The sequence below is a fragment of the Micromonospora sp. C28ISP2-4 genome, from assembly GCF_030519385.1.
Taxonomy (GTDB): Bacteria; Actinomycetota; Actinomycetes; order Mycobacteriales; family Micromonosporaceae; genus Micromonospora; species Micromonospora tulbaghiae.
The window spans coordinates 129,922-155,201 of the sequence record NZ_JAUMKG010000005.1 but is presented as its reverse complement, the minus strand read 5'-3'; the positions used below and the strand labels follow the sequence as shown (position 1 = coordinate 155,201).

Here is a 25,280-nt window from a genome sequence, read left to right as displayed (position 1 = left end):
CAACCGGTGGCCGCGCCGCTTCGTACGGTCGGGGCGACCGTGTGAACCGAACCGACGGGGATGACGATGACCCAGCTCAGCGACGGCGCCGACCGGCTGTCCGTCCGGATCGACGACCGGGTGACGGCGAGCGTGCCGGACTACGTCCTCGGCCTGCTCGCCGCGCCGGCGATCGAGGTCGGGCCGGCCCACCCGGCCGTCGCGCAGCGGCTGACCGCCGTCGAGGACGCGCTGCACCGGGCCGGCCTGGACAAGGCCGGGGTGTCCGAGCTGCCGGGCATCGCCGGGTGGCGGGCGGCGTACCGGGCGGTGGGGGTGAACCCGAACCGGTTCCCGTGCGCCGCCGAGTCGATCTCCCGGCGGGTCGCCCGGGGCGACCGGCTGCCCCGGATCAACGCGCTCGTGGACCTCTGCAACGCCGTCTCGCTGGACTCGGCGCTGCCGGTGGCCTCGTGCGCGGTTGACGACATCGCCGCGCTCGTCGTCCGGCCGGCCGACGGCACGGAGACGTACCTGCCGCTGGGCGCGCCCGACGCGCCGGAGCGTCCCGAACCGGGCGAGGTCGTCTACGCCGACGACCACGGGCGGGCCCACTCCCGGCGCTGGAACTGGCGCCAGGGCCACCTGGTCCGCACCGACCTGGGCCGGCGGCGACTGCTGCTCACCGTCGAGGCGGCCCACCCGGACGGCCGGGCGCAGGTGGAGGCGGCGCTGGACCGCCTCGACGCCGTGCTCGGCGAGCTGACCGCCGCGCCCCGGCACCGGGCGGTGCTGGACCGGCACACCGGCGACGCCGTGTTCGCCGTCGAGGCGCCGCTGCGCCCCGCCGGCACCCCGGGGGGCCGCTCGTGAACCGCGCGATCCTGATCGTCTACCGGCCCGCGGCCGGCCGCTACGCCGCCCAGTTCCGCAGCGTGGTCGCCGCCGCCACCGACCTCGGCGTGGACAGCGTGGTGCTGCTGCCCACCGGCCAGCCGGCTCCGGAGACCGCCGGGCTGTCCTACCACCGGGCCGACCTGGACGACCCGGACGCGGTCCGGGCGGCGGTCGCGGCGATCGTCGCCGGCCGCCCGATCGAGCGGATCTTCCCGCTGTTCGAGGGCGACGTGCTGACCGCCGCGCGGTGCCGGCGCGACCACGGCATCCCCGGCCTGGACCCGGAGCAGGCCCTCGCCTTCCGGGACAAGAACGTGATGCACCGCCGCGCCGTCGAGCTGGGCGTGCCGGTGGCCCGCTCCTGCCGCCCGGACACCGTCGGCGCGGTGGCCGAGTTCGCCGCCGAGGTGGGCTGGCCGGTCGTGGTCAAGCCGTACGCCGGCTGGGCCTGCGGCGACACCCACCGGGTGGACTCGGCCGACGACCTGGCCCGGGTGTGGCCGTTGGTCGCCGACGCACGCCACGACTACCGGGTCGAGGAGTACGTCCGCGGCGCGGAGTACCACGTCGACTCGCTGCTGCGCGACGGCGAGGTGGTCTTCGAGCAGCTCTCCCGTTACACGTACTCGGTGCTGGAGTTCCGCGACGAGCCCGGCGGCACGATCTCCCGCAAGCACGACCTGAGCCCCGCGGAGCGGCGCATCCTCACCGCCAACGCCGGGCTCCTGCGCGGCTTCGGCATGCGTACCGGGGTCGCGCACGTGGAGTTCTTCCTCCGCGACGACGGCGAGGTGGTGTTCGGCGAGGCGGCGGCCCGGGCCGGCGGCGGGTCGATCGTCCCGGCCATCGAGGCCGGGCGCGGCATCAACCTGGCCGGCGAGTGGTGCCGGCTGGAACTGGATCCCGGGCACCGGCCCGCCGCCGTGCTGGGCGCGGAGACGGGCACCGAATACCTCTGCTCCGACCGGTACGGCCGCATCACCGCGATCACCACCGCCGAGGAGTTGCGGGCGCTGGACTCGGTCCTCGACGCCGACGTGTGGAAGGGCGTCGGCGACGTGCTCGCCCCGCCGACCGCCTCCAACGACGTGCTCGGCTGGTACGTCTGCGAGGGCCGGGACTTCGACGACGTACGCGCCCGGTTCAAGACCATCCGGGACGCCTTCCAGGTGCGTACCGAACCGGCCGGGGAGGCGTCATGTGGCTGAGCCGGTTCCGGGCGCTGCCGCGCCCGCTGCGGATGCTGGTGCTCGCCTCGTTCATCAACCGCGCGGGCATGTTCGTCTTTCCGCTGCTCGCTGTCTACCTGGTGCGCAGCCGTGGCCTGAGCACCGGCGAGGCGGGTGTGCTGATCTCGGTCGGCAGCACCGGCCTGCTCGCCGGGAGCCTGCTCAGCGGCCCGGTCTGCGCCCGCGCCGGCCGGCGGGCCGCGCTGGTGTCCAGCCTGCTGCTCAACGCGGCCGGCTACCTCGGGCTGGCGGTGCTGGACGGCCCGCCGTGGACGTACGCGGCGCTGCTGTTCGTCGCGCTCGTCGGCATGGGCATGTTCGCGCCCGCCGCCAACACGCTGATCGCCGACCTGGCCGAGCCGGAGCAGCGGCCGTTCGCGTACACGGTCAGCTACATCGCCAACAACCTCGGCATGGGCGTCGGGCCGCTGCTGGGCGGCCTGGCCGCGGCGTACTCGTACGGGCTGATGTTCGCCGGGAACATCCTGCTCGGGCTGCTCGCGGCGCTCACCATCCGGCTCAGCGTACCCGCCGACACCCGCCGCGACGCGGCCGGGACACCGGCGACGGCCGGGCTGCGCCGGGCGGCCCTGCGGCGCGACCTGGACGTCGCGGTGCTGGTGGTGCTCTCGTTCTGCTACGTCGCGCCGCTGATCGGCCTGGAGTACACGCTGCCGCTGGCGGTCACCGGGGTGCTGAACTCGTCGGTGGCGGTGGTCGGCGCGGTCTACACCATCAACAGCATCGTCGTGGTGGGCGCCGGAATGCTCATCGAGAAGCGGATCAAGGCGTACCCGACCCGCACGCTGCTCGTCGTCGCCGGCCTGCTCTGGTCGGCCGGGATGGCGGTGCTGGTGTTCGCGTTCTCGCTGCCCGCGGTGCTGCTGTCCACTGTCGTCTGGACGCTCGGCGAGATCATCGCCTCGGTGGTGGTGCCCACCTACATCGCCGACCACGTCGAGCCGCGCCGGGTCGGCGCGTTCATGGCGCTCAACGGTTTCGTGCTCAGCTCCGCCCGGCTGGTGGTGCCGATGGGGCTGGGCTTCGTCTGGCAGGCGCACGGGCACCGGCCCGTGCTGCTCCTGCTGCTGCTGACCCCGCTCGCAGGCGTCCTCGCGTTCGCAGCGCTGCGAATCCGACCCGAGGCCCGGCCGGTGCCGGAGCCCGCCGCGCCGGCCCCCGCCCGTCCCTGACCCGCCCGACCCCTCACCGGAAGAGGCCCATGACCGCCACGAAGTTCGTCCTGCCCGAGAGTGACATCCCGACGACCTGGTACAACGTCGTTCCCGACCTGCCCAAGGGGCTGCCGCCGATGCTGCACCCCGGCACCCGGGAGCCGATCACACCGGCCGACCTGGCGCCGCTGTTCGCGTCCGAGCTGATCGCGCAGGAGTTCTCCACCGAACGGGACGTGGACATCCCCGGCCCGGTGCTCGACATCTACCGGCAGTGGCGGCCCAGCCCGCTGATCCGGGCCCGCCGGCTGGAACGCGACCTGGACACCCCGGCGCGGATCTACTTCAAGTACGAGGGGGTCAGTCCGGCCGGCAGCCACAAGCCGAACACCGCCGTCCCGCAGGCGTACTACAGCAAGCTCGACGGCGTACGGCGGCTGACCACCGAGACCGGCGCCGGCCAGTGGGGCAGCTCGCTGTCGATGGCGTGCGCCTACTTCGACCTCGAGTGCGAGGTCTTCATGGTGCGGGTCAGCTACGACCAGAAGCCGTACCGGCGCGGCCTGATGGAGACGTTCGGCGCCTCGGTCACCGCCAGCCCCAGCGACCGTACCGAGGCCGGCCGGGCGGTGCTGGCCACCGACCCGGACTCCACCGGCAGCCTCGGCCTGGCCATCTCCGAGGCGGTGGAGGCCGCGCTGCACAGCGGCGGCGCCGCCCGGTACGCGCTCGGCTCGGTGCTGAACCTGGTGCTGATGCACCAGACGATCATCGGCCAGGAGGCGCTGGCCCAGATGGGGCTGGCCGGCGACTACCCGGACGTGGTGGTCGGCGCGGCCGGCGGCGGCTCCAACTTCGCCGGCCTCGCCCTGCCGTTCCTGCGCCGCCAGCTCGACGGCGGTCCCACCGTGCGGTTCCTGGCCGCCGAACCGTCGTCCTGCCCGTCGCTGACCCGGGGCAGCTACGACTACGACTTCGGCGACACCGCCGGGCTCACCCCGCTGGCCAAGATGCACACGCTCGGCCACGACTTCCGGCCGCCCGCGATCCACGCCGGCGGGCTGCGCTACCACGGCATGGCGCCGATCGTGAGCGCGCTGCGCGAGGTGGACCTGATCGAGGCGCGGGCGGTGCCGCAGACCGCCTGCTTCGAGGCGGGCGTGCGGTTCGCCCGCAGCGAGGGGATCGTGCCGGCGCCGGAGTCCAGCCACGCGGTTCGGGTCGCCGTGGACGAGGCGCTGCGCTGCCGGGAGACCGGCGAGGAGAAGGCGATCCTGTTCTCCCTGTCCGGGCACGGCCACTTCGACATGCAGGCGTACATCGACTACTTCGCCGGAAAGCTGACGGACTGACACCGGGCCGGGACGCGGCGCGGTGCGGCGCCGCGCCCCGCCGACGAGCCCTCGGGGGTGCGATTGCCCAGCGAAGCAGCCACCATCCTGGCCATCAACGGATCCGAACGGGCGGGCGGCAACACCGATCTCGCGGTCGCGCACGCCGGACGCCTGATCGCCGAGCGCGGGGCCGTCCTGCGCACCATCCGGCTGCGCGAGCACCGGATCTCGCCGTGCAGCCCGTGCGGCGACTGCAACAGCCGTACGCTGCCGTGCACAGTGGACGACGACGTCCCCGCCCTGGTGGAGCAGATGGTCGGCGCCGACGGCCTGATCTATGCCGCGCCGGTGCACGGCTTCGGCCTGGCCCACCTGATGCAGATCTTCATCGAGCGCGCCGGGGTCGGCTACCTGCGCTTCACCCGCCCCCTGGCCGACAAGGTCGGCGGCATCATCGTCACCGGCCGCCGCTACAGCGACTCGTCGGTGCACAACCAGATCGTCAACAACCTGCTGCTCAACCGCATGATCCTGGTTGGCAGCGGCTTCCCGGTCCTGCTGCGCAACACCACCGGCACGCCCGGCCTGACCGACCCCGAGGGCGTGGACGCGCTGGAACGCATGGTGCACCGGATGGTCGACATGGTGCAGCTGCTCAAACGCCACCAGCGGGTCACCGGCGGCCCGGTCCTGCCCCGGCGGGACCGCAACGAACGCGTACCGCAGCCCCGCCGCGCCGAAGCCCTACCGACCAGAGGAGACACCGAGAATGTCCACTGAGCAGGCGACCGTCCCGGTCGGCATCGACTTCCCCGCCACCGAGTGGGAGAAGTGGGACAAGCCCGGCGCCGAGGGCCGGGTCAAGATCGCGTACGTCGGGGGGCAGCGGCTGCGCCTGCTGGAGCTGCCCGCCGGGTTCGACGAGCACCACTGGTGCCTGCGCGGGCACACCGGCTACGTGCTGCGGGGCGAGTTCACCATCCACTTCCGCGACCGCTCGGTGCCCTGCCGCCCCGGCATGGGCTTCGTCATCCCGGACGACGAGGAGCACCGCTCGCAGGGCAGCGCGGACGAGCCCACAGTCGTGTTCGTGGTCGACCGGGTCGACCAGCCGTGAGCGACGCGCCCGCCGGGTCCGACGGCGCCGCCCGCATCACCGAGCTGCGGGCCGCCGTGGACCGGCTCGACCAGCGGATCGTCGAGTTGCTGGCGGTCCGTACCCGGGTGGTCCGGGAGCTGACCGCGCACAAGTCCGACGAGGCGGCCGTACGGTCGCCGGACCGGGTCCGGCAGGTGCTCGACCGGGTCGCCGAGCTGGCCGGCCGGCACGGCATGCCACCGGAGGTCGCGGTGGCCACGTACCGCACGCTGATCGAGGAGCTGACCCGGATGCAGCAGGAGATGCTGGCGGACCGCCGTGCCGCCGGGGCGGCGCCGGCCGCCCCGGCGGCGCCGGAGCGGCGATGACCGGCGGCCGAGCGCACGTCGACCTACGGCACGCGCTCGCCACGCTCGACCCGCTGCCCGGCGAGCTGGTCCGCGTCGCCGAGGAGCTGCCCGCCCGCTACGGCGTCTCCGCGCACTACGCCCGCTGGGCCGGCGCGCCCGCCGCGCCACCCACCGGGCCCGGCCCGGCGGTGCTGTTCGACCGGGTACGCCCCGAGCACGGCCCCACCCGCGCCGTGCTGATGGGCCTCTACGGCACCAGGCGCCGCGCCGCCGGACTGCTCGGTGTCACCCCGGCCGAGCTGCCGCACCGGCTGCTCGACGCGGTGGCCGCGCCCCGGCCCCCGGTGCCCGCCGCCGACCCGGCGCGCTGGCCCCGGCACCGGCTGCCGCCGGACCTCACCGCGCTGCCGGTGCCGGTGCTCACCGACGAGGACGCCGGCCCCTACCTGACGCTCGGGGCGGTGCTCGCCACCGACCCGGACACCGGGGTCCGCAACCTGTCCGTGCACCGGATGTGCGTGCAGGGCCCGGACACGCTGACCATCTGGATGGTCCCCGGCCGCGACCTGGAACTGGCCCACCAGGCCGCGTTGCGCCGGGGCACGGCACTGCCGGTGGCGATCCACCTCGGGCTCGGCCCGGCGGTGCTGCTGTCGTCCTGCTGCCCCACCTCGCTCGTGCCGCCGGACCTGGACGAGCTGGCGGTGGCCGGGGCGCTCGCCGGCCGGCCGGTCGAGCTGCTGCCCTGCGCCACTGTGGACGCCGAGTTCGTCGCGCACGCCGAGTACGTCATCGAGGGCGAACTGCTGGCCGAGCACGCTCCGGAGAGCCGGCACGGCGCGGTCGCCACCCCGGAGTTCCTCGGTTACCAGGGTCGCGCGCACCCGTCGCTGCCACTGATCCGGGTCACGGCGATCACCGCGCGGGAGAGCCCGATCCTGCAGGCCGTCTCCGGCCCCGGGCACGAGCAGTCGGTGCTGCTCGGCTTCGGGATGGAGGCCGCGGTGCTGGACCTGCTGCGCCGCCGGGGCACGCCGGCGCTGGCCGCGCACTGCCACACCGCCGGCGGCGGCCAGCTCATGGTGGTGCTCCAGTGGCCGGCCAAGCGCGGCCCGGCCGACGACGACGCGGTACGGGACGCGGCGGAGGCGGTGCTGGACGGCTTCCGGATGGCCAAGCTGGTGCTGTGCGTGGACGAGGACGTCGACATGGAGTCCGACCAGGACCTGTGGTGGGCCATGGTGACCCGGTTCCAGGCGGACCAGGACCTGCGTGTGCTGGCCGACCGGGAGGGCTTCCCGCTGGACCCGAGCCAGCACACCGGCTACTCCCGGTCGCTGTCCGCCGACGGGCGCACCGCGAAGGCGGTGTTCGACTGCACGGTGCCGTACGCCCAGCGGGACCGGTTCCGCCGGCCCCGGTTCACCGAGCCGTCGCTTCCCGTGCCGCGCCGGCCAGCAGCGCCACTCCCTCGCTGATCCGGTTGGTGGGCAGCGCCGCGTACCCGATCAGGAACGTCGGCTCCGACGGCGGGTGGGTGACGAAGTAGCCGGAGGCGGGGTAGACCCGGACGCCGCGCGCGGCGGCGGCTCGCACGATCGCCGCCTCGCCGGCGCCGGGCGCGCCGCCGAGCGTGACCAGCACGTGCAGCCCGGCGGCGGCGCCGGACACGCGTACCCCGGCGCCGAAGTGCTCGTAGAGCGCCTCCAGCAGCCGGGCCCGTCGCTGCCGGTAGAGACGGTCCATCCGGGCGATGTGCCGGGCGTACGCGCCGGAGTCGATGAACTCGGCGAGCGCCTCCTGGGTCAGCGTCGGGGTCAGCCGGTCGGTGATCCACTTGATGCCGAGGAACGGCCGGACCAGGTGCGGGGGCAGCACCGCGTAGCCGATGCGCAGCGACGGGAACAGCGTCTTGCTGAAGCTGCCCACGTACGCCACGTCCGCGCCCTGCGGGTCGGCCGCCAGTGACGGCAGACGCTCGGCGGCGAAGGTGAACTCGTTGTGGTAGTCGTCCTCCAGCACCGTGACGGCGTGCTCGCGCGCCCAGCGCAGCAGCGCCCGCCGCCGCCGCTCGGACATGACGAAACCGGTCGGGAACTGGTGCGACGGCGTGACGTACACCAGCCGGACCCGGGCCGGGTCCAGGCCGTGGCCGCGTACCCGGTCCTCGATCTCGCCGACGCGCAGCCCTTCCTCGTCGACCGGCACCGGCACCACGGCGGCCCGCGAGTAGCCGAAGATCTGCCGCAGCACTGTGTGGCTGGGGTCCTCGATCACCACCACGTCGTCCGGGCCGACGAGCAGCCGGACCAGGATGTCCATGGCCTGGGTGGCGCCGCTGGTGACGATGGTGTGCTCGCGGGCGACGTCGAGCGCCCGGCTGCGGCGCAGCAGCGCGGCGATCTGGGCGCGCAGCGCCGGGGAGCCCTCGGCCGGGCCGTAGCCAAGCGCCACCGCGTCGGCGCGGCTCACCGCCGCGGCGAGCGACTGCCGCCAGCGCGCCACCGGGAAACTCGCCAGCGCCGGGGTGCCGTGCCGGAAGTCGTACGCCCCGTCCGGCCGGTGCATGGGCGCCGGCTCCCACGGTCGCCACAGCGGGCTGCCGGCGTCGGTGGGCAGCGGCGGTTCCGGTCGCAGCGGGGTGCGGGCCGGCGGGTCGCGGTGCGGCAGGTCGGGCAGGGCGTCGCTGACCCGGGTGCCGGAGCCGCGCCGGGAGGTGAGGACGCCGTTGGCGCGCAGCAGCTCGTACGCGCGGGTGACAACGGTGCGGGAGACGCCGAGCTGGTGGGCCAGTTCCCGGCTGGGCGGCACCGGGTCGCCGGGGCGCAGCCGGCCGGCGCGGACGGAGCCGCTGATCTGGTCGCAGAGCTGCTGCTGCAACGGCACCGGGCTGTCCCGGTCGAGCACCACGAGCAGCTGCGACGACCCCACCCGCGACGCTCCCCCACCTAGCCGCCCCTGCCCGCGATCCTAGTCCCACCCCACCCCCGCACCCCGCCGATCATGAAGTTGACGGCGTTGTCGATCTCCGATTCGGCCGCCAACTTCATGATCAACCGGGTGGGTGCGGGGTCAGAGGGAGACCGGGCGGCCTCCCAGGGTCACCGTCAGGCGGCCGTCGGTGGTGAAGGACCAGGCCAGTGCGCCGGAGTACGTGGCGCAGCGGGAGCCGTTAGTGCCGGACCAGAACTGGTTCGAGCCGTCCACGTTGCCGACCGTCTTGTCGTTGGAGCCGCTGCCGGCGAAGCGGCAGGAGGTGTTGCTCCGGAACACCGAGGTGCCGGCGTCGAACGAGAAGTTGCGTTCGGTGTTGTCGATGCTCAGGTTGTTCGAGATCGTCATGGTGCCCGGGTTGCGGTTGTACGTGAACCCGTGCTTGCCGTTGCGGTACGCGATGGTGCGCCGGACGGTGTGGTCGACCGCGATGTCCTCGCCGCCGAGCTTGAAGCCGTTGCGGTCGCCGTTGCCGTTCTGCGTGCCGTTGCTCAGCGTGCCGTTGCTGTACGCGAGCGAGTCCTCGATGGTCACCGCGCCGATCGCTCCGGTGTCGGACTTGGTGTAGAGGTCCCACCCGTCGTCGATGTTGTGGTGCGACACCGCGTACCGGAAGACGTTGCCGCCGCCGACGGTGAGCTTGGCCGCGAAGCCGTCGGCGTCCTCGCCGTCGGAGTCGGCGTTGTCGTGCGACTCCACGCTGACCATCAGGTTGTTCGCGGGCCACTGGTCGCGCGGCGTGCTGGAGGCGATCCGGGACAGTTGCAGCCCGGTGTCGCGGTTGAAGCGGGTCACCGTCCGCTCGATGATGTTGTTGCTGCCGCCGACGAAGATGCCGTTGTCACCGGCGCGCTCCACCACGAGCCCGCGCACGTGCCAGTACGAGGCGTTGAGCGCCAGTCCCCGGTCGGCCGGGTCCTCGCTCATCGCCGAGAAGTTCAGGATCGGCGTCTCGCCCGGGTAGGCGTACAGGTTCTTGCGGGCGCTCGACGTGCCGTTGTTCCCGGCGGCGACGGTGACCGTCTGGGACAGGTTGTACGTGCCGCCGCGCAGGTAGATCGTGCCGCCCGCGCCGACCCGGGTGATCGCCGCGGCGATCGTGGTGGGGCTGGCCTGGGTGCCGGCCGCCCCGGCGGTGCCGTTCGGCGCGGCGTAGATCGCGCCGCCGGACGGCGGAGGCGTGCTGGGCGGAGGCGTGCTCGGGGGCGGGCTGCTGGGCGGAGGCGTACTCGGCGGCGGGGCGCTGGTGGGCGGCGTGCCGGTGGTGGGGGTGACGCCGCCGGTGCAGGTGACGCCGTTGACCGCGAACGCGGACGGGACCGGGTTGCTGCTGTTGTTCCAGGTGCCGTTGAAGCCGAACGACGTGCTCGCGTTGGTTCCCAGGCTGCCGTTGTAGCTGACGTTGGCGGCCCGCACCGAGGCGCCGCTGGCGGTGATCTCGGCGCCCCAGGCATGGGCGACGCTCTGCCCGGCGCCGAAGGTCCAGGTGACGACCCAGCCGGTGAGCGGGTCGCCGAGGTTCGTCAGGTTGACGTTGGCGGTGAAGCCGCCGCCCCACTGCGCCGTGACGGCGTAGTCGACGCGGCAGCCGGCGGCCGCCTGGGCGGCGGTCGCGCCGACGGCCAGGCCGGACGCGGCGAGCGCGGCCGTCGCCGCGGCGGACGTCCACAACACCGTACGGCGGTGTCGGTTGATCATTCTGGTCTCCTGCGGGTGGTGGTGCCGTGCCCACGCCGGCACCGATGCCCGGTCGGTGTCGGGGGTGGGCCTTGATACCCGGACGCCAGTGCCATGCCGAACGCTCACGTCTCCCGCGCAGTAAGCGCTTTCAGCGCAGCCTAACGACGGACATCGATGCGGTCAAACCTCCGCACGCGCTGAACGATCCGGCGGTCGCGGCGCGCATCCCGCCGGGCCGCGACCGCTGTCACAGCGGGCCGAACACGTCGCCCGGTTCGGCGTCCAGCGAGAGCGTCTCCAGCACCGTCAGAAGCTGCCGTTCCTCGTACCGGAAGTGCGACTCCATGATCGCCCACACGCCCTCCAGGTGCCGGGCCAGCTCCCCCGGTGCGGCGTCGCGGGCCACCGCCGCGCTCAGCCCGGACAGCAGGTACCCGATCATCGAGTGGTCCTGCCGCAGCCGGTCCAGCGTGTCGCGCAGCCCGGGATGCCGCGCCGCGATCGCCGGAAAGAGACTGTGGTCCTCGCCCTCGTGATGCGCGGTCAGCGCCGCGCAGAACCCGTGGCAGAACAACAGCAGGTCACGCGTCACGGGACGCGCCGGCTCACCCTCGGCCAGCGCCCGCCGGGTCACCTCCAGCGCCTCGCGCAAGCGCTCGTGGACGGCGCGCATCTCGCGGCTCCAGGCCACCAGCCTGGTCTGTCCGCCCTCAGCCATGAGGCGAGGGCGAAGGGACGACGAGTGTCATCGTCGTGCTCCCTTCGATCCGGCGCCTCCATGCCTGACACGGTCTGCCACCGGCACGCGACGCTGGGCGGAGCCTAACCGGCGGCACCGACGCCATCAAGTAGTGCCAGCGCTACCCCGGTCCGGCAGCTGGCGGGATGGAGCGCGGGGCCCGGTTCCGACGAGGCTTGAAGCCGTACCCGTTCACCTCCGTCGAGGAGTTCCCATGACCCGCCGTACCTTCCCGTTCGCCGTCGGCGCCACGGCCCTGCTCACCGTCACCGCGCTGGGTGTGCCCGCCGCGTCCGCCGCGACCACCGACGCCCGGCGTCCCGCCGCCGACGCCGTCCAGCAGCGACTGGACGGCCTGGTCGCCGAGCAGGGCTTCCCCGGGGCGCTGGCCTCGGTACGCCGCGACGGCCGGGTGCGCGACTACACCGCCGGCGTCGGTGACCTGCGCACCGGCGCGGGTGTCCCCCGCGACGCCCGGGTGCGTATCGGCAGCAACACCAAGACGTTCACCGCCGTGGTCGTCCTCCAGCTCGTCGGCGAGGGCCGGATCGACCTGGACGCCCCGGTCGAGCGCTACCTGCCCGGCATGGTGCGCGCCAACGGCAACGACGGACGGCGGATCACCGTACGCCAACTGCTGCAGCAGACCAGCGGCCTGCCCGACTACGACGACGTGGTGTTCAGCAAGGCGCAGGACCTGGTGGACCGCCGCAGCGACTACTTCGACCCGCGCCGGCTGGTGGACGAGGCGCTCACCCAGTCCCGCCGCTTCCCGCCGGGCGAGAGGTGGGAGTACAGCAACACCAACTTCGTCCTGGCCGGACTGATCGTCGAGCGGGTCACCCAGCGCCCGGTCGGTGAGGAGATCACCCGGCGGATCATCGAGCCGCTGCGGCTGCGCGACACGTACTGGCCGCAGACCGGCGAGCAGGACCTGCCCGGCCGGCTGCCGCGCGGGTACGTGGCGGTGGAGCCGGGCGCGCCGTGGGTCGACGTGACCCGGATGGACCCGTCCCTGGGCTGGGCCGCCGGCCAGCTCGTCTCGACCCCGTCGGACCTGCGGACGTTCTTCGAGGCGCTGCTGGCGGGCAAGCTGCTCAAGCCGGCCCAGCAGGCCGCCCTGACGCGCACGGTGCCGGCGCCCGACTTCGAGCCCACCGGCGTCTGGGAGTACGGCCTGGGCATCGCCCGACACGAGCTGCCCTGCGGCGGTCACGCCTGGGGACACGGCGGTGACATCCAGGGCTTCGAGACGCGCAACCTGTCCACCGCCGACGGGCGCAGCGCTGTGGTCGCGGTGACCGGGCTGCCGACGAGCACGGAGATGCTGGAGGCGGTGACCAGCACGGTCGACGCGGCGCTGTGCGGCACCCGCCGCTGATCCGGGTCACCGGTACGCGCGCCGCCTCCCCGCGAGGCGGCGCGTGTCTGCGTGGGTCTACCGCCGGCCGTCGAGGTAGCGCAGCACGGCCGTGACCCGGCGGTCGGCGCGGTCGTCAGGCGGCAGGCCCAGCTTCGCGAAGATGTTGCGGATGTGCTTGTGCACCGCGCCCTCGGTGACGAACATCCGTTCCGCGATCGCGCTGTTGCCGAGCCCTTCGGCCATCAGGGCCAGCACCTCGTGCTCACGCGGCGACAGCTCGGACAGGGCGGTGTCCGGCCGCCGGTTGCGGGCGAGCAGCTGCCCGACCACCTCGGGGTCGATCACGCTGCCGCCGTCGGCGACGCGGTGCAGCGCGGCGAGGAACTCCTCGACCCGGCCCACCCGCTCCTTGAGCAGGTAGCCGAGCCCGGAGGCGCCGACCGAGAACAGCTCGGTGGCGAACGCCTGCTCGACGTACGCGGACAGCACCAGCACCGCGAGGCCGGGCCGGCGGCGGCGGGCCTCGACCGCGGCGACGATGCCCTCGTCGGTGTGGGTGGGCGGCATCCGCACGTCGACGATCGCCACGTCCGGCCGGTGCTCGTCCACAGCGGTCAGGAACTCGCCAGGTGTGCCGGCGGTGGCTACCACGTCCAGGTCCTCGGCGCGCAGCAGCAGCGCCAGCCCTTCGCGCAGCAGCGCGTCGTCCTCGGCGATCACGATCCGCATGGCAGCTCCACGTGCATCCTCGTCGGTCCTCCCGGTGGGCTGGTCAGCGTCATCCGCCCGTCGTACGCCTCGACCCGCCGGCGAATGCCGGTCAGACCCGAGCCGCGCGTCTCGTCGGCGTCTCCGCGCCCGTCGTCGGTGACGGTCACCAGCAGCCGGTCCCGCTCCCGGCGCACGGCGACGTCCGCGGTGCTCGCGCCGCTGTGCCGGACCACGTTCGTCAGCGCCTCGGCCACCACGAAGTACACGGTGGCCTCGACCGCCGCCGCGCAGCGTACGTCGACGTCCACCGACAGGCGGCACGGCACCGCGCACTCCGCGGCGAGCCCGGCGAGCGCCCCGGCCAGGCCGCGGTCGCCGAGCACCGGCGGCAGGATGCCGCGCACCACCGTACGCAGCTCCCCGAGCGCCTGCTCGGCCGCGTTCTGCGCGCGTTCCAGGATCTCGTCGGCGCGGGCCGGGTCGCGGCGCACCGCCCGCCGCGCGGCGCCGAGCAGCACGTTCACCGCGACCAGCCGGTTCTGGGTGCCGTCGTGCAGCGAGCGTTCGATGCGGCGCAGCTCCACCGCGTGGGCGTCGAGAGCCGCGGCCCGGGTGGCGGTGAGTTCGGCGACCCGCAGCGACAGGTCGACCCCGGGTGGCGGGGGCAGCAGCCGGCGGCCCGGCCGGGCCTGGATCCGCGCCAGCGCCGGGCCGGTGGTGACCGCGAGGACCAGCCAGCCCACACCGAGCAGGCCGACAGTCAGCGCGTCGCCCAGCCCGTCGATGTGCCACCAGCCGAGGCCGGGCGCGCCGGCTTCCGGCGGCACCAGCCGGTACCAGAGCGGGAACGTCATGTCCTGCACGGCGTAGAGCGGAAGCACCAGCGCGAGCAGCCCGGCACCGAAGCCGAGCGTCCCGTGGGCGGCCACCCAGCGCAGCTCCCGCCGCACGACCGGGTCGCGCAGCGCCGGGCACAGACCGGCCGGCACCGGGCCGGGCGACGGGATCGGCGTTCCCCACCGGGACAGCCGGGCGCGTTCGCGGTCGGCCACCGACCGCACGGCCTGGAGCATCCCGGGTACGAGCAGCAGTCCGACCCCGCCGACGCAGGCCGCCGCCACGACGACCGTCCCGAGCAGCACGCCCAGGGCCAGCACGGCGGTGCCGAGCCCGCCGACGAGGTGCTCCAGCGCGTCCACCGCGGCGCGCAACCGCCTGCGCACGTACTCCATCCCGGCCCACCCCCGGGCGAAACGATAGGTCACCGCGGGCGCCGCCCGGCAGGGCCGGGCGCGGAAAGTACAGCCTGCTGTACCCCGGCCGTCGTGCTGACGGGATCGTCCCCGGCGGGCCGCGCGCCTAGCGTCGGTCGTGGAACGAGAACCCGAGGAGGCAGCCGTGAACGACCTGGACCGTACCGCCGAGCACACCGCCGCGACGACGACCGTCACCCGGATGCGCCCGCTGCTCTGGCTGGTGCTCATCGTCAGCGTGGTGGCGAACGTGACGCTGTCGGGAGTCCTGGACAACCCGTGGGCCGGTTCGGCCTTCGGCGCGCTGGCGCTGGCGTGCGGGGTGATCCTGGCCCGGAACCACTACCGCAACCGCTGACCAGCAGCGGGGCGGGCCGTGACGACGATCGGCCCGCCCTGCCGCGTTCGCCCGCGCGACCCCGTGCCCGGCTGGTACGACTGGTGTCGTCGACGGCGGGTACGGAAGGGACCGGATGGCGAGTGGGCTGCGAGGTCACCTGCTGCGGCCACGTGCGGCCTCCCACCGGGCGTCGTTCCTGGAGCTCTTCTTCGACCTGGCGTTCCTTCTCGCGCTGAACCGGCTGTCCCTGACACTGGAGCACGATCTCAGCCTCGGCGGGGCCTTCCGGGCCGCCCTGCTGCTGGCGCCGATCTGGTGGGTGTGGTTCGTGACCGCGTGGTCGACGGACTGGTTCGACCCGCGCTCCCCGGTGATCGTCGCGCTGCTGATCTGGGTGATGTTCGGCGGCCTGCTGATGGCGGCCTCGGCGCCCACCGCGTACACCGGGCACGCGCTCGTGTTCGCCGGCGCGTACGTGGCGATCCACCTCGGCCGGCCCGCCCTGCTGCTGCCGGCGCTGCGCGGGCATCCGCTGCGGCTGCGGAGCCTGCGGGTGGCGGTCTGGTTCGCGGTCTCCGGGGTGCTCTGGGTGACCGGCGCGCTCGCCGGTCCGGCGCAGGTGGCGTTCTGGACCGCGGCGGTCGTGCTGGATCTCGCGCTGGCCCGGCTGCGCTGGCCGACGCCCGGGCTTGGCCGCGCGACGTGGAGCGACCTCCAGATCGTCGGCGAGCACCTGGCCGAGCGCTACCAGCAGATCTACATCATCGCGCTGGGTGAGCTGATCCTGTCCGCCGGGATCGTCTACAGCGCCACCGGCTTCGACAGCTACCGGACGATCGCGTTCGCGCTGGTGTTCGTCAACGCGGTCAGCATCGGCGCGCTCTACCTGGTGCCGGGCGGCATGCGGCTGGGTACGGCGATCGACGCGCTCGGGCCCGCCGGGAGCCGGCTGGGCCTGCTGGCCGGCTACCTGCACCTGCTGATGGTGGCGGGCGTGGTGGCCGCCGCCGTCGGCGCGAAGGTGATGATCGCCGAGCCGCTGTCCCGCGACCCGGCCGCGTTCCTGGTGACGCTCAGCGGCCCGGCGCTGTTCCTGATCGGCTGGATCCTGCTCGCGGCGGCAGTGCATCACCGGGTGTCCTGGCACCGGCCGGCCGGGCTGGTGGCGCTTGTGACGTTGGGACTGCTGGCCCACCGGCTGCCGCTGCTGGCCGGCTCCGCGCTGATGGCCGCGCTGCTGATCGCCGTCGTGGTCGCCGAGACCGTCGCCGTCCGGCGGACGGGCCGGCCGCGTTAACGCTGCGAATTGATTGACAGCTAGCTATGTAAACGCCAGGCTGGAGGGCGTTGTTAGCGTTAACGCGGCCGACACCGTCTTCCGTCGCACCGCCGGCCTGGCCGGCGCCACGTTCCGGGTCACCGCGTAACCGTCCCCACCACCACCGTCCCCACCCACCGTCCCCCGCCACGGAGGCCGCCATGCCCGCTCCCCTGGTGAACCGCCGCTTCGTCCTGCGCACCACCGCCGCCACAGCCGTCGCGGCCACCGCCGGCGCCGCCGCCGGTTCCCTCGCCGCAGGCGGTACGGCGCGCGCCGCGCTGCCACCCGCCCGCCCCGACATCGGCGTGTCCGCGTACGCGTTCGACAGCGGCCAGGTGCGGCTGACCGCCGGCCGCTGGCAGGACAACCAGAACCGTACGGTCGCCTACCTGCGCTTCGTCGACGTGAACCGGCTGCTCTACAACTTCCGGGCCAACCACCGCCTGTCCACCGGCGGCGCCGCCGCCAACGGCGGCTGGGACGCGCCCACCTTCCCGTTCCGCACCCACGTGCAGGGGCACTTCCTGACCGCCTGGGCGCAGGCGTGGGCGGTCCTGGGCGACACCACCTGCCGGGACAAGGCGCTCACCATGGTCGCCGAACTGGCCCGCTGCCAGGCGAACAACGGCGCGGCCGGGTTCAGCGCCGGCTACCTGTCCGGCTTCCCCGAGTCCGACTTCACCGCGCTGGAGGCCCGGACGCTCAGCAACGGCAACGTCCCCTACTACTGCATCCACAAGACGCTCGCCGGGCTGCTGGACGTGTGGCGGCTGATCGGCAGCACCCAGGCCCGGGACGTGCTGCTGGCGCTGGCCGGCTGGGTCGACCAGCGCACCGGCCGGCTCACCTCGGCCCAGATGCAGGCGATGCTCGGCACCGAGTTCGGCGGCATGAACGCGGTGCTGACCGACCTCTACCAGCAGACCGGCGACGGGCGGTGGCTCACCGTCGCCCAGCGGTTCGACCACGCCGCCGTGTTCAACCCGCTGGCCGCGAACTCCGACCAGCTCAACGGCCTGCACGCCAACACCCAGGTGCCCAAGTGGATCGGCGCGGCCCGGGAGTACAAGGCCACCGGTGCCACCCGCTACCGCGACATCGCCGTGAACGCGTGGGCCATCACCGTCGGCGCGCACACGTACGCCATCGGCGGCAACAGCCAGGCCGAGCACTTCCGCGCACCGAACGCGATCGCCGGCTACCTGCGCAACGACACGTGCGAGGCGTGCAACACGTACAACATGCTCAAGCTGACCCGGGAGCTGTGGCAGCTCGACCCGGACCGGGTCGCGTACGCCGACTTCTACGAACGCGCGCTGCTCAATCACATGATCGGCCAGCAGAACCCGGCCGACTCGCACGGCCACGTCACGTACTTCACCCCGCTCAACCCGGGTGGCCGGCGCGGTGTCGGCCCGGCGTGGGGCGGCGGCACGTGGAGCACCGACTACAACTCCTTCTGGTGCTGCCAGGGCACCGGGCTGGAGACGAACACGACGCTGGCGGACGCGATCTACTTCCACAACGACACGACGTTGACGGTCAACCTGTTCGTCCCCTCGGTGCTCACCTGGAGCCAGCGCGGCATCACCGTCACGCAGGCCACCTCGTACCCGATCGGCGACACCACGACGCTCACCGTCACCGGCTCGGTGGGCGGCTCGTGGACCATGCGGATCCGGATCCCGGCGTGGACCAGCGGGGCGAGTGTCAGCGTCAACGGCGTCGCGGCGGGTATCGCCACCACGCCGGGCACCTACGCTGTCCTGACCCGCGCCTGGACCTCCGGCGACACGGTCACGGTACGGCTGCCGATGCGGGTGACCGCAGTCGCCGCCAACGACGACGCCGCGGTGCAGGCCGTCACGTACGGGCCGGTGGTGCTCTCCGGCAACTACGGCAACACCACGTTGAGCGGCCTGCCGACGCTGGACCTCGGCTCGGTCACCCGTACCGGCACCGGCAGTCTCGCGTTCACCGCGCGGGCCGACGGCGCCACCGTGAACCTCGGCCCGTTCTACGACGCCCACGGGCACAACTACACGGTCTACTGGCGGGTCGGCGCGGGCGGTGGCGGCGGTGAGGCGAGCTTCCGGCTCGCGAACGCGGCCAGCGGCCTGGTGCTCGGTATCCAGAACATGTCCACCGCCGACGGCGGGCTCGCGCTGCAGTGGGGCGACACCGGCACCGCCGACCACGACTGGCAGCTGGTGACCGACGGGTCGGCGCTGCGGCTGCGCAACGTCAACAGCGGCAAGGTGCTGGGGGTGGAGAACATGTCCACAGCCGACGGCGCCCGGATCCTCCAGTGGGCGGACAACGGCACCGCCGACCACCTGTGGACAGTTGTCGACGTCGGCGACGGCAGCCACAAGCTGCGCAACGTGCACACCGGCAAGCTGCTCGGCATCTCCGGCGGTTCGACCGCCCAGGGCGCGTTCGCCGTACAGGACCCGGACAACGGCAGCCTGGACAACCAGTGGCGGTTCCTGCCCAACGGGGCGCGGCGGATCCAGAACCTCGGCAGCGGGCTGGTGCTCGGCGTGCAGAACATGTCCACCGCCGACGGCGGGCTGGTGATCCAGTGGGGCGACACCGGCACCGCCGACCACCTCTGGACCGCCCTGGTGGACACCGGCGGCTACCTGCGTCTGCGCAACGGCAACAGCGGCAAGGTGCTGGGCGTCGAGGGCGGCTCGACGGCGGCGGGTGCCCGGATCGTGCAGTGGGCCGACAACGGCACCGCCGACCACAGGTGGCGGCTGCGGCACGGTGGGAGTGGCTGGTTCCGCATCCAGTGCGCGAACGGGGGCCGGGTGCTCGGGCTCAGCGGCGGCTCCGGCGCCCAGGGCGCGCAGGCGGTCCTCGCCGACGACACCGGGGCGGCGCACCAGCGCTGGCGGTTCCTGTAGATCAGGCGGTGACGGTGGGAGCGGCCCGCCCGCTCCCACCGTCACCGGGTCGTTCCCGGGGTCAGGGCGCCAGGGCGTCCAGGGCGGGCGTCCAGGTCGCCTCGTCCCGCACGTCGTCGGCGACGGTGATCCCCTCGGCGATCCGCAGCAGCTCGGCCTGGGGCAGCCGGCCGCCGACGCCCTCGGAGCTGACCTGGACGACGACGGTGCCGTCGGCGCTCCAGATGTTGCAGAACCCGCCTCCGCGGGCCGCCCCCGGATAGCACTTCGTCGCACCGGGCTCCGGTGACTGGTTGGAGCTGGTGCTCGGCGTGACGAAGATGTGGAACCCGTCCCTGATCCCGCCCTCGACCGAGTCGAACGGCGCGGTCAGGCCCGAGGTACGCAGGGGCGGCCTGGTGTACGTCGCGCCGCCGTAGTCACCGGCGCGGGCGGTGGCGATGCCGCTGAGGCCCGGCATGGCGTGCGTGCCGATCTGCAGCGGCACGTAGCCCTTCGGCACGTAGCCCACAGTGAACGGCAGCGGAGCCGGCGTCGGCCCGGCCGGCTTGAGGCCCGCGACCAGCCGGCCCAGGTCCTCGAAACTCGGCGTCGCCGCGTCGCGGGAGATCGACGTGACGGCCGCCCAGGCGTTGTGGGCGTACTCCCAGGCGAACAGCTTGTTGCCCGGGTGCACCGGGTTGCGCGGGTCGAGCCCGAACGGCAGCGTCGCCCGCACCGCCCTGCGGCCGGCCACCGTGACGCTGCGTCCGTCCTTGATCCCGGCCGGATCGAAGGCGCCGGGCCGGTAGACGGTCAGGTAGGCCCACAGCGTCGGCTTCGCCCCGGCGGGCGGATTGTTCTGCTCGCCCGTGGCGCCCGGCGCCTCGGCCTCGTCCGCGCTCACCGGTTTGTCGTTCGAGGTGTGGCGATCGGAGTAGACGGGGGCGATCTGGTACGCGGTCGACACGACGATCGGGTCCTGCACGTGCAGCGTGCCGGCGTCGTACCCGGTGAAGGTGAAGGTGAAGGGCGAGGCGTCGGGCCAGGGGCTGACGCCCGGACGCGGCGCCCCGGACAGCGCCGAGGTGTCCCCGGCGGCGCGCTTCGCGCTCAGGGTCGGCACCGCCACCGCGCCGGCGACAGCGACCGCGACGAGGCCCGCGGCGCCGACGGTGGCGAACCGGGTCCGGCGTCGCCGTTCCGCGCGCCGCCCGGCCGCGACGATGTCGTCGACGGTACGGCCCATCGGCGGCTCGTCGCCGGTCACGGCGTCCACCAGTTCACGCAACTGCATGTGTCCACTCCCCTATCGGCCTGCCGGTGAGATTGAGATGTTCGCCGCCGAGTGCCTCGCGCAGCTTCGCCAGCCCACGGGAGACCTGGCTCTTGGCCGTGCCCACCGTGCAGTCGAGGACGGCGGCCGTGTCCTCCAGACTCAGGTCCAGGTAGTGCCGCAGCACCACGGCGGCGCGCTGCCGCGCCGGCACGGTTTCGAGCGCCGCCCACAGGCGCATCCGCTCGTCCGTCGTCGCAGCCGTGTCCCGCACCGTGACGTCCGGCATGGCGTCGCCGGCCGACCGTTCGCGCCGCCAGGGCCGGCGGGTCTCGTCGACAGCGGCCCGGTAGACCATGGTCTTGACGTAGAGGTCGGGCCGCTCCAGCTTGCGCCAGCGCGGATAGAGCTTCACCAGCGCGTTGGCCACGGCGTCCTCCGCGGTGTGCCAGTCGCCGCAGGTCATGTACGCGAGCTTCCGCAGCGACGCCATCTGTGACGTCACGAACTCGCGGAACGCTTGCTCGTCTTCGGCTTTCAATCGACTGCCTCCTCGTGACGGAGGTAGAACGGTGACGCCCGCCCGGGATGTTGCACGGGCGGGCGGACGATTACGCCGCGCGTCCCCCGATCCGGGTCAGTACCGTCCCGGCGGCGGCGGGGACCACGAGCGGATCATGGTCGCCACCAGCGCCGGATGGTCGGTCGTGCCGCGCATGTCCACCGCGCGGCGGCAGCAGATCGTCACGCCGCTCGACGCCACGATCTGCTGCCGGGCGCCGTCGTCGATCCGCCGGTAGCCGGGCGGAACGCACGATCGCACGTCCGGCGTGCCACCGGCGCGCAGGTTGAGGTCACCGCCGACGACGGCCGGCGCGCTCGCGGCGTCGCCCCGGACGCCCGGCACCACCGCACCGAGCAGATGCCCGCACTGGGCGAGCGCGACCTGGGCGCTGGTGTTCGCCAGATGCGTGGTGCACGCGTGCAGGCCGGCGGCCCGTACGCACAGCCACACCCGTTCCTCCGGGTCGGCGAGGTCCTGTGCCGGATAGGTCCCCCGGTGCACCGACGGCCGGGCGTCACGGCCGTCGAGGCGGGTCAGCAGCCCGATGCCGTACGGCTCGCCGTTGTTGCACCGGGTGGAACCGCGGGAGGGGCGGTCACCGGCGGCCTGGAACGCGGACACCACAGTGCCGCCGGCACGGGCGGCGCGCAGCGCCCGCTCCAGCGTCACCACGTCGTCGCGGCAGATCTCGTTGAGCGTGACCACGTCGGGCGCCTCGGCGCTGATCACGTCGGCGGCCTGGCGGACGGCCCGGCCGGTGTAGCAGCCGGCCCGGCCGCTGTTGCAGAGGTTCATCTGGAGCACCCGCAGCGTTGCCGTGCCGGTGTCGCCGGCACTCGACGACCCGGCGGGCAGCCCGGCGACGAGGAGCAGGCACACCGTGGCCAGCACCCGGCGGACCCGGCGGACACGCCGGGCGGGGTGGGTGGCCGGCTGCGCTGACAGCTGGGCTCCAACGGGTGCGGGCGGCGGCGGGCGCCGGTGATCCTATCGCCGCGACGCTCCCGTCGCCGCCCGGCGCGGCCTACCTCGGTACGGCCCGGAACCACGCCTCCCGGTCGGCCGGGTCGGGTCCGCGCCGGGGCAGCCTCGGCGGCTCCTCGCCGGTGACCGGCGCGTAGTGGTCGAACGTGGTGGTCAGGACCGCCTCGCCGCCGGTGAGGTCGGGCAGGGCGGCGACTACCCGCGGCACCCGGGCGGACGGCAGGATGCCGCTCACCTCCAGGTAGCCGCCCGCGACGGCGGTGTCGTGGACGACCGCCCCGAGCCGGCCGAGCAGCGCCAGCACCGTCTCCACAGCGTGCCGGGGCAGGTTGACGTCGAACCGCTCGATCGGCTGGCACACCCGCGTACCTGCCTGCCGCAGCGCGGCGGCGACCACGACCGGGGCGAGGTTGCGGAAGTCCGCCGCCACCGTAGAGATGGACTTGTCGAACTTCTGGTGCGGCCGGCTCTGCCGGGGCCAGTACCGGGACGCCGTCATGGTGACGGTGCAGTCGGTGACCGGCCAGCCGTGCCGGCCCTGCCGCAGCGCCGCCCGCACGCCCTCCTCGGTGGCGGCGACGAACGCGGGCGGCAGCCGGCCCGGCTCGATGCCGGGACGGAACTCGATGCCGTGCCCGGCCGGGGCGGCCTCGATCCGCAACCCCAGCCCGGCCAGGTACGGGTTGCCGCGCTCCCGTACCCGCTCCTCGGCGCTGCCGGTGCCGGCGACCCGTTCGATGCAGGCGGTGAGCGTGCCGGAGAACCGCACCCGGACGCCGTACCGGTCCTCCATCAGTGCGGCCAGCACCTCCTTCTGGACCTCGCCGTGCAGGCGGATCACCGCCTCGGCCTGCTGCTCGTCGAGGCGAAGGTCCACGAGCGGGTCCTCGTCGGCCAGCTCGGCCAGGCCGGCGAACATCGCCAGGCGCTGCGCCGGGTCGACCGGCTCGACGACCGCCTGCCGGGTCGGTGGCGGGAACCGGTAGCCGTGCCGCCGCGGCGGGTCGCCGATGTGCTGACCGATCCGGGCCGACACCCCGCGTACCGCCGCGATCTGCCCGGCGGAGACCGACCGGCGTACCAGCACACCCTCGGGCTCGATCACAGCGATCTCGGTCACCGGCTCCGGGGGGCCGCCGCTGAGCCGCACCCGGTCCCGCACCCGCAGTCGCCCGGACCACAGCCGCAGCCAGACGCGCCGGCCGTGCCCGTCCCGGTCGACGGCGAAGACAGTGCCCGCCGGCGGGCCGTCGGGCGTCTCGCCGTACGGCAGCAGGTCGGCCAGGACGTCGCACAGCTGACGCACCCCGGCGCCGGTGATCGCCGAGCCGCACACCGCGGGGACCAGCTCGGCGCGGCGGACCGCGCGGCGCAGCGCCCGCCGGACGTCACGGGCGCGTACCGGCCGGTCGGTCAGCCAGCGCGCCGCCACCGCGTCGTCGACCTCCGCCACCTCCGCCACCACGGGCTCGGCGTCGAGGTCCAGGGCCTGCACCTGGGCCTCGCGACGGCCCTGGCCGGTGACAGTGGTGAGCGGGACCGGACGCGCGCCGAGCCGCTGCCGCACCTGCGCCGTCACCCGGTCGACGTCGGCGCCGCCGCGGTCGACCTTGTTGAAGAAGAACACGGTCGGTACGCCGATGCGGCGCAGCGCCCGCCAGATGGCGACGGTCTGCGGCTGGACGCCCTCCACGCTGGACACCACGAGCACTGCGGCGTCGAGGACGGCAAGGGAGCGCTCGACCTCCGCGATGAAGTCGGGGTGGCCGGGGGTGTCCAGCAGGTTGATGCTCAGGTCGCCGATGGTGATCGACGTGACGGCCGCCCGGATGGTGATGCCACGGCGGCGTTCCAGCTCCATCGAGTCGGTCCGCGTCGTGCCGGCGTCGACGCTGCCGGGCTCGGCCACGGCGCCCGCCTCGTAGACCAGGCGTTCGGTCAGGCTGGTCTTTCCGGCGTCAACATGGGCGACGATTCCGAGGTTCAACGAGGCCAAGGCGGAGCTCCACGGTAGGACGGGCAAGGGTCCGAAGCGTGGAAGCTGCTCGCATCGTCTCTCCTGGTGGTAGTCGTCGCGGCGGCGCTCGCCGCCGGTGTGCAGTCCCACCTTGCACCCCGGCCGCGACCGCCACCACCGAATTCTGGGCCGGCTACCTCGTGCGGGCCGCCACGGCGGGGTGCTGCCGGGACCGGACGGGGAACCGCACGCCGGTGAGGTCCTCGGACACGGCCCAGAGCCGCTGCTGGACGGCGACCTCGTACGACTGCGGGCTGGAGGTGACCAGCCGCGGGTGGCCCTTGATCTCGTGGCGTCCGCCGGGACCGTAGTACTGGCCGCCGAGCACGGCGGGGTCGGTGGCGGCGCGCAGGGTCGGCAGCGCGCCCATCGCCGGCGTCTGGGTGATCAGCGGCGCGAGCCAGGTGAGCGGAAGCCGCAGGGCCGCCGGGGTGTTGCGGGCGAGTTCGGTGCTGGACATGCCGGGGTGCGCGGCCACCGCGACTGTGGTGCCGTGCGGGGTGAGCCGGCGTTGCAGCTCGTACGTGAACATCAGGTTGGCCAGCTTGGACTGACCGTAGGCGGCGGCCCGGCCGTACGAGCGCTCGAAGTGCAGGTCGTCGAAGTGGATCGCGGCCCGGATGCGGTGGCCGGTGCTGCTGACGGTCACCACACGCGAGCCGGGCACCGGCAGCATCAGGTCCAGCAGCAGCCCGGTGAGCGCGAAGTGGCCGAGGTGGTTGGTGCCGAACTGCAGCTCGAAGCCGTCCCGGGTGGTCCGCTTCGGTGTGTACATCACGCCGGCGTTGTTGATCAGCAGGTCGATCCGGTCGAGGCGGGACCGCAGCGCCGCCGCGGCGGCGCGGACGGAGTCGAGCGAGGTCAGGTCGAGCGCCTGCACCGTCACGTCGCCGGGCATGTCGGCCGCGGCCCGCTCCCCCTTCCCGACGTCGCGGACGGCGAGCACGACCGAGGCGCCGCGCTCGGCGAGCGCCCTGGCGGTCTCGTACCCCAGTCCGGTGTTCGCCCCGGTCACCACCGCCACCCGCCCGCGCTGATCCGGGATGTTCGTAGTCGTCCATTTCTCGCCCATGTCACGCCTCC

At 73.8% G+C, this 25,280-nt stretch carries 22 protein-coding genes; 12 read left to right on the top strand and 10 right to left on the bottom strand.

The window, feature by feature from the left end; translation table 11 throughout:
* Positions 1 to 66 precede the first annotated feature (66 nt).
* Genes Q3W68_RS19565 through Q3W68_RS19530 form a run of 8 tightly spaced genes read left to right on the top strand, consistent with a single transcriptional unit; the run spans position 67 to position 7,541 of the window.
* Positions 67 to 852, top strand: a complete 786-nt coding sequence (locus Q3W68_RS19565; RefSeq protein WP_302906816.1) for a B3/4 domain-containing protein — start codon at positions 67 to 69, stop codon at positions 850 to 852.
* Positions 849 to 2,084, top strand: a complete 1,236-nt coding sequence (locus tag Q3W68_RS19560; RefSeq protein ID WP_302906815.1) for an ATP-grasp domain-containing protein — start codon at positions 849 to 851, stop codon at positions 2,082 to 2,084. The genes Q3W68_RS19565 and Q3W68_RS19560 overlap by 4 nt, the downstream gene beginning before the upstream one ends.
* The gene (locus Q3W68_RS19555; protein ID WP_302906814.1) at positions 2,075 to 3,298 is read left to right on the top strand and encodes an MFS transporter; all 1,224 of its coding nucleotides are present in this window, start codon (positions 2,075 to 2,077) and stop codon (positions 3,296 to 3,298) included. Before Q3W68_RS19560 ends, Q3W68_RS19555 begins: the two co-directional genes overlap by 10 nt.
* A 29-nt stretch (positions 3,299 to 3,327) precedes the next feature.
* Complete coding sequence (locus Q3W68_RS19550) at positions 3,328 to 4,632, top strand: TrpB-like pyridoxal phosphate-dependent enzyme (protein WP_302906813.1); 1,305 nt, start codon at positions 3,328 to 3,330, stop codon at positions 4,630 to 4,632.
* A 57-nt stretch (positions 4,633 to 4,689) separates the two neighbouring features.
* The gene (locus Q3W68_RS19545; RefSeq protein WP_302906812.1) at positions 4,690 to 5,394 is read left to right on the top strand and encodes a flavodoxin family protein; all 705 of its coding nucleotides are present in this window, start codon (positions 4,690 to 4,692) and stop codon (positions 5,392 to 5,394) included.
* Entirely contained in the window at positions 5,384 to 5,731 is a 348-nt protein-coding gene (locus Q3W68_RS19540) for a cupin domain-containing protein (RefSeq protein ID WP_013477221.1), read from the top strand. The genes Q3W68_RS19545 and Q3W68_RS19540 overlap by 11 nt, the downstream gene beginning before the upstream one ends.
* The gene (locus Q3W68_RS19535) at positions 5,728 to 6,081 is read left to right on the top strand and encodes a chorismate mutase (RefSeq protein ID WP_302906811.1); all 354 of its coding nucleotides are present in this window, start codon (positions 5,728 to 5,730) and stop codon (positions 6,079 to 6,081) included. Before Q3W68_RS19540 ends, Q3W68_RS19535 begins: the two co-directional genes overlap by 4 nt.
* Positions 6,078 to 7,541, top strand: a complete 1,464-nt coding sequence (locus Q3W68_RS19530) for a UbiD family decarboxylase (protein ID WP_302906810.1) — start codon at positions 6,078 to 6,080, stop codon at positions 7,539 to 7,541. The genes Q3W68_RS19535 and Q3W68_RS19530 overlap by 4 nt, the downstream gene beginning before the upstream one ends.
* On the opposite strand, the gene Q3W68_RS19525 is transcribed toward Q3W68_RS19530, so the two are convergent.
* The 3 genes from Q3W68_RS19525 to Q3W68_RS19515 all read right to left on the bottom strand — a co-directional run bounded on the left by Q3W68_RS19525 (position 7,486) and on the right by Q3W68_RS19515 (position 11,455).
* Positions 7,486 to 8,994: a PLP-dependent aminotransferase family protein gene (locus Q3W68_RS19525; protein WP_302906809.1), complete on the bottom strand. Its 1,509-nt coding sequence runs from the start codon at positions 8,992 to 8,994 to the stop codon at positions 7,486 to 7,488. The two genes, Q3W68_RS19530 and Q3W68_RS19525, sit on opposite strands and share 56 nt — an antisense overlap.
* Before the next feature lie 141 nt (positions 8,995 to 9,135).
* Positions 9,136 to 10,755, bottom strand: a complete 1,620-nt coding sequence (locus tag Q3W68_RS19520; RefSeq protein ID WP_302906808.1) for a cellulose-binding domain-containing protein — start codon at positions 10,753 to 10,755, stop codon at positions 9,136 to 9,138.
* Positions 10,756 to 10,984: 229 nt separating this feature from the next.
* Positions 10,985 to 11,455, bottom strand: coding sequence for a hemerythrin domain-containing protein (locus Q3W68_RS19515; protein WP_302906807.1), 471 nt, complete (start codon positions 11,453 to 11,455; stop codon positions 10,985 to 10,987).
* A gap of 235 nt (positions 11,456 to 11,690) precedes the next feature.
* Between Q3W68_RS19515 and Q3W68_RS19510 the strand changes: the two genes are divergently transcribed.
* Positions 11,691 to 12,857, top strand: coding sequence for a serine hydrolase (locus Q3W68_RS19510; RefSeq protein WP_302906806.1), 1,167 nt, complete (start codon positions 11,691 to 11,693; stop codon positions 12,855 to 12,857).
* 57 nt (positions 12,858 to 12,914) lie between these two features.
* Here Q3W68_RS19510 and Q3W68_RS19505 read toward each other — a convergent pair whose 3' ends face one another.
* Both Q3W68_RS19505 and Q3W68_RS19500 read right to left on the bottom strand, forming a co-directional pair.
* On the bottom strand, positions 12,915 to 13,568 hold the full coding sequence (locus tag Q3W68_RS19505; RefSeq protein WP_302906805.1) for a response regulator transcription factor: 654 nt from the start codon (positions 13,566 to 13,568) through the stop codon (positions 12,915 to 12,917).
* Positions 13,556 to 14,782 carry a sensor histidine kinase gene (locus tag Q3W68_RS19500; RefSeq protein WP_368045757.1) on the bottom strand — a complete coding sequence of 409 codons (1,227 nt, stop codon included), beginning with the start codon at positions 14,780 to 14,782 and terminating at the stop codon, positions 13,556 to 13,558. The genes Q3W68_RS19505 and Q3W68_RS19500 overlap by 13 nt, the downstream gene beginning before the upstream one ends.
* A 166-nt stretch (positions 14,783 to 14,948) precedes the next feature.
* Between Q3W68_RS19500 and Q3W68_RS19495 the strand changes: the two genes are divergently transcribed.
* The 3 genes from Q3W68_RS19495 to Q3W68_RS19485 all read left to right on the top strand — a co-directional run bounded on the left by Q3W68_RS19495 (position 14,949) and on the right by Q3W68_RS19485 (position 19,376).
* Complete coding sequence (locus Q3W68_RS19495; protein WP_302906803.1) at positions 14,949 to 15,161, top strand: hypothetical protein; 213 nt, start codon at positions 14,949 to 14,951, stop codon at positions 15,159 to 15,161.
* Between the two features lie 115 nt (positions 15,162 to 15,276).
* On the top strand, positions 15,277 to 16,440 hold the full coding sequence (locus Q3W68_RS19490) for a low temperature requirement protein A (RefSeq protein WP_302906802.1): 1,164 nt from the start codon (positions 15,277 to 15,279) through the stop codon (positions 16,438 to 16,440).
* Between the two features lie 182 nt (positions 16,441 to 16,622).
* Positions 16,623 to 19,376 (top strand): beta-L-arabinofuranosidase domain-containing protein, encoded by a 2,754-nt coding sequence (locus Q3W68_RS19485; RefSeq protein ID WP_302906801.1) that lies wholly within the window; start codon positions 16,623 to 16,625, stop codon positions 19,374 to 19,376.
* Between the two features lie 61 nt (positions 19,377 to 19,437).
* On the opposite strand, the gene Q3W68_RS19480 is transcribed toward Q3W68_RS19485, so the two are convergent.
* From Q3W68_RS19480 to Q3W68_RS19460, 5 genes are all read right to left on the bottom strand, one after another.
* Positions 19,438 to 20,652, bottom strand: coding sequence for a hypothetical protein (locus Q3W68_RS19480; RefSeq protein ID WP_302906800.1), 1,215 nt, complete (start codon positions 20,650 to 20,652; stop codon positions 19,438 to 19,440).
* Positions 20,639 to 21,172, bottom strand: coding sequence for a SigE family RNA polymerase sigma factor (locus Q3W68_RS19475; protein WP_302906799.1), 534 nt, complete (start codon positions 21,170 to 21,172; stop codon positions 20,639 to 20,641). Before Q3W68_RS19475 ends, Q3W68_RS19480 begins: the two co-directional genes overlap by 14 nt.
* A 96-nt stretch (positions 21,173 to 21,268) precedes the next feature.
* Complete coding sequence (locus tag Q3W68_RS19470) at positions 21,269 to 22,087, bottom strand: endonuclease/exonuclease/phosphatase family protein (RefSeq protein ID WP_302906798.1); 819 nt, start codon at positions 22,085 to 22,087, stop codon at positions 21,269 to 21,271.
* 133 nt (positions 22,088 to 22,220) lie between these two features.
* The gene (locus Q3W68_RS19465; protein WP_302906797.1) at positions 22,221 to 24,176 is read right to left on the bottom strand and encodes a translation factor GTPase family protein; all 1,956 of its coding nucleotides are present in this window, start codon (positions 24,174 to 24,176) and stop codon (positions 22,221 to 22,223) included.
* A gap of 154 nt (positions 24,177 to 24,330) precedes the next feature.
* Positions 24,331 to 25,269 carry an SDR family NAD(P)-dependent oxidoreductase gene (locus tag Q3W68_RS19460; RefSeq protein WP_302906796.1) on the bottom strand — a complete coding sequence of 313 codons (939 nt, stop codon included), beginning with the start codon at positions 25,267 to 25,269 and terminating at the stop codon, positions 24,331 to 24,333.
* Positions 25,270 to 25,280 lie beyond the last annotated feature (11 nt).

What these genes read in the sequence shown, in the direction of transcription:
- Q3W68_RS19565 (WP_302906816.1), top strand. Translation starts at nt 67, where the DNA reads ATGACCCAGCTCAGCGACGGCGCCGACCGGCTGTCCGTCCGGATCGAC.
- Q3W68_RS19555 (WP_302906814.1), top strand. Translation starts at nt 2,075, where the DNA reads ATGTGGCTGAGCCGGTTCCGGGCGCTGCCGCGCCCGCTGCGGATGCTG.
- Q3W68_RS19550 (WP_302906813.1), top strand. Translation starts at nt 3,328, where the DNA reads ATGACCGCCACGAAGTTCGTCCTGCCCGAGAGTGACATCCCGACGACC.
- Q3W68_RS19540 (WP_013477221.1), top strand. Translation starts at nt 5,384, where the DNA reads ATGTCCACTGAGCAGGCGACCGTCCCGGTCGGCATCGACTTCCCCGCC.
- Q3W68_RS19530 (WP_302906810.1), top strand. Translation starts at nt 6,078, where the DNA reads ATGACCGGCGGCCGAGCGCACGTCGACCTACGGCACGCGCTCGCCACG.
- Q3W68_RS19520 (WP_302906808.1), bottom strand. Translation starts at nt 10,755, where the DNA reads ATGATCAACCGACACCGCCGTACGGTGTTGTGGACGTCCGCCGCGGCG.
- Q3W68_RS19515 (WP_302906807.1), bottom strand. Translation starts at nt 11,455, where the DNA reads ATGGCTGAGGGCGGACAGACCAGGCTGGTGGCCTGGAGCCGCGAGATG.
- Q3W68_RS19510 (WP_302906806.1), top strand. Translation starts at nt 11,691, where the DNA reads ATGACCCGCCGTACCTTCCCGTTCGCCGTCGGCGCCACGGCCCTGCTC.
- Q3W68_RS19505 (WP_302906805.1), bottom strand. Translation starts at nt 13,568, where the DNA reads ATGCGGATCGTGATCGCCGAGGACGACGCGCTGCTGCGCGAAGGGCTG.
- Q3W68_RS19500 (WP_368045757.1), bottom strand. Translation starts at nt 14,782, where the DNA reads ATGGAGTACGTGCGCAGGCGGTTGCGCGCCGCGGTGGACGCGCTGGAG.
- Q3W68_RS19490 (WP_302906802.1), top strand. Translation starts at nt 15,277, where the DNA reads ATGGCGAGTGGGCTGCGAGGTCACCTGCTGCGGCCACGTGCGGCCTCC.
- Q3W68_RS19485 (WP_302906801.1), top strand. Translation starts at nt 16,623, where the DNA reads ATGCCCGCTCCCCTGGTGAACCGCCGCTTCGTCCTGCGCACCACCGCC.
- Q3W68_RS19480 (WP_302906800.1), bottom strand. Translation starts at nt 20,652, where the DNA reads ATGCAGTTGCGTGAACTGGTGGACGCCGTGACCGGCGACGAGCCGCCG.
- Q3W68_RS19460 (WP_302906796.1), bottom strand. Translation starts at nt 25,269, where the DNA reads ATGGGCGAGAAATGGACGACTACGAACATCCCGGATCAGCGCGGGCGG.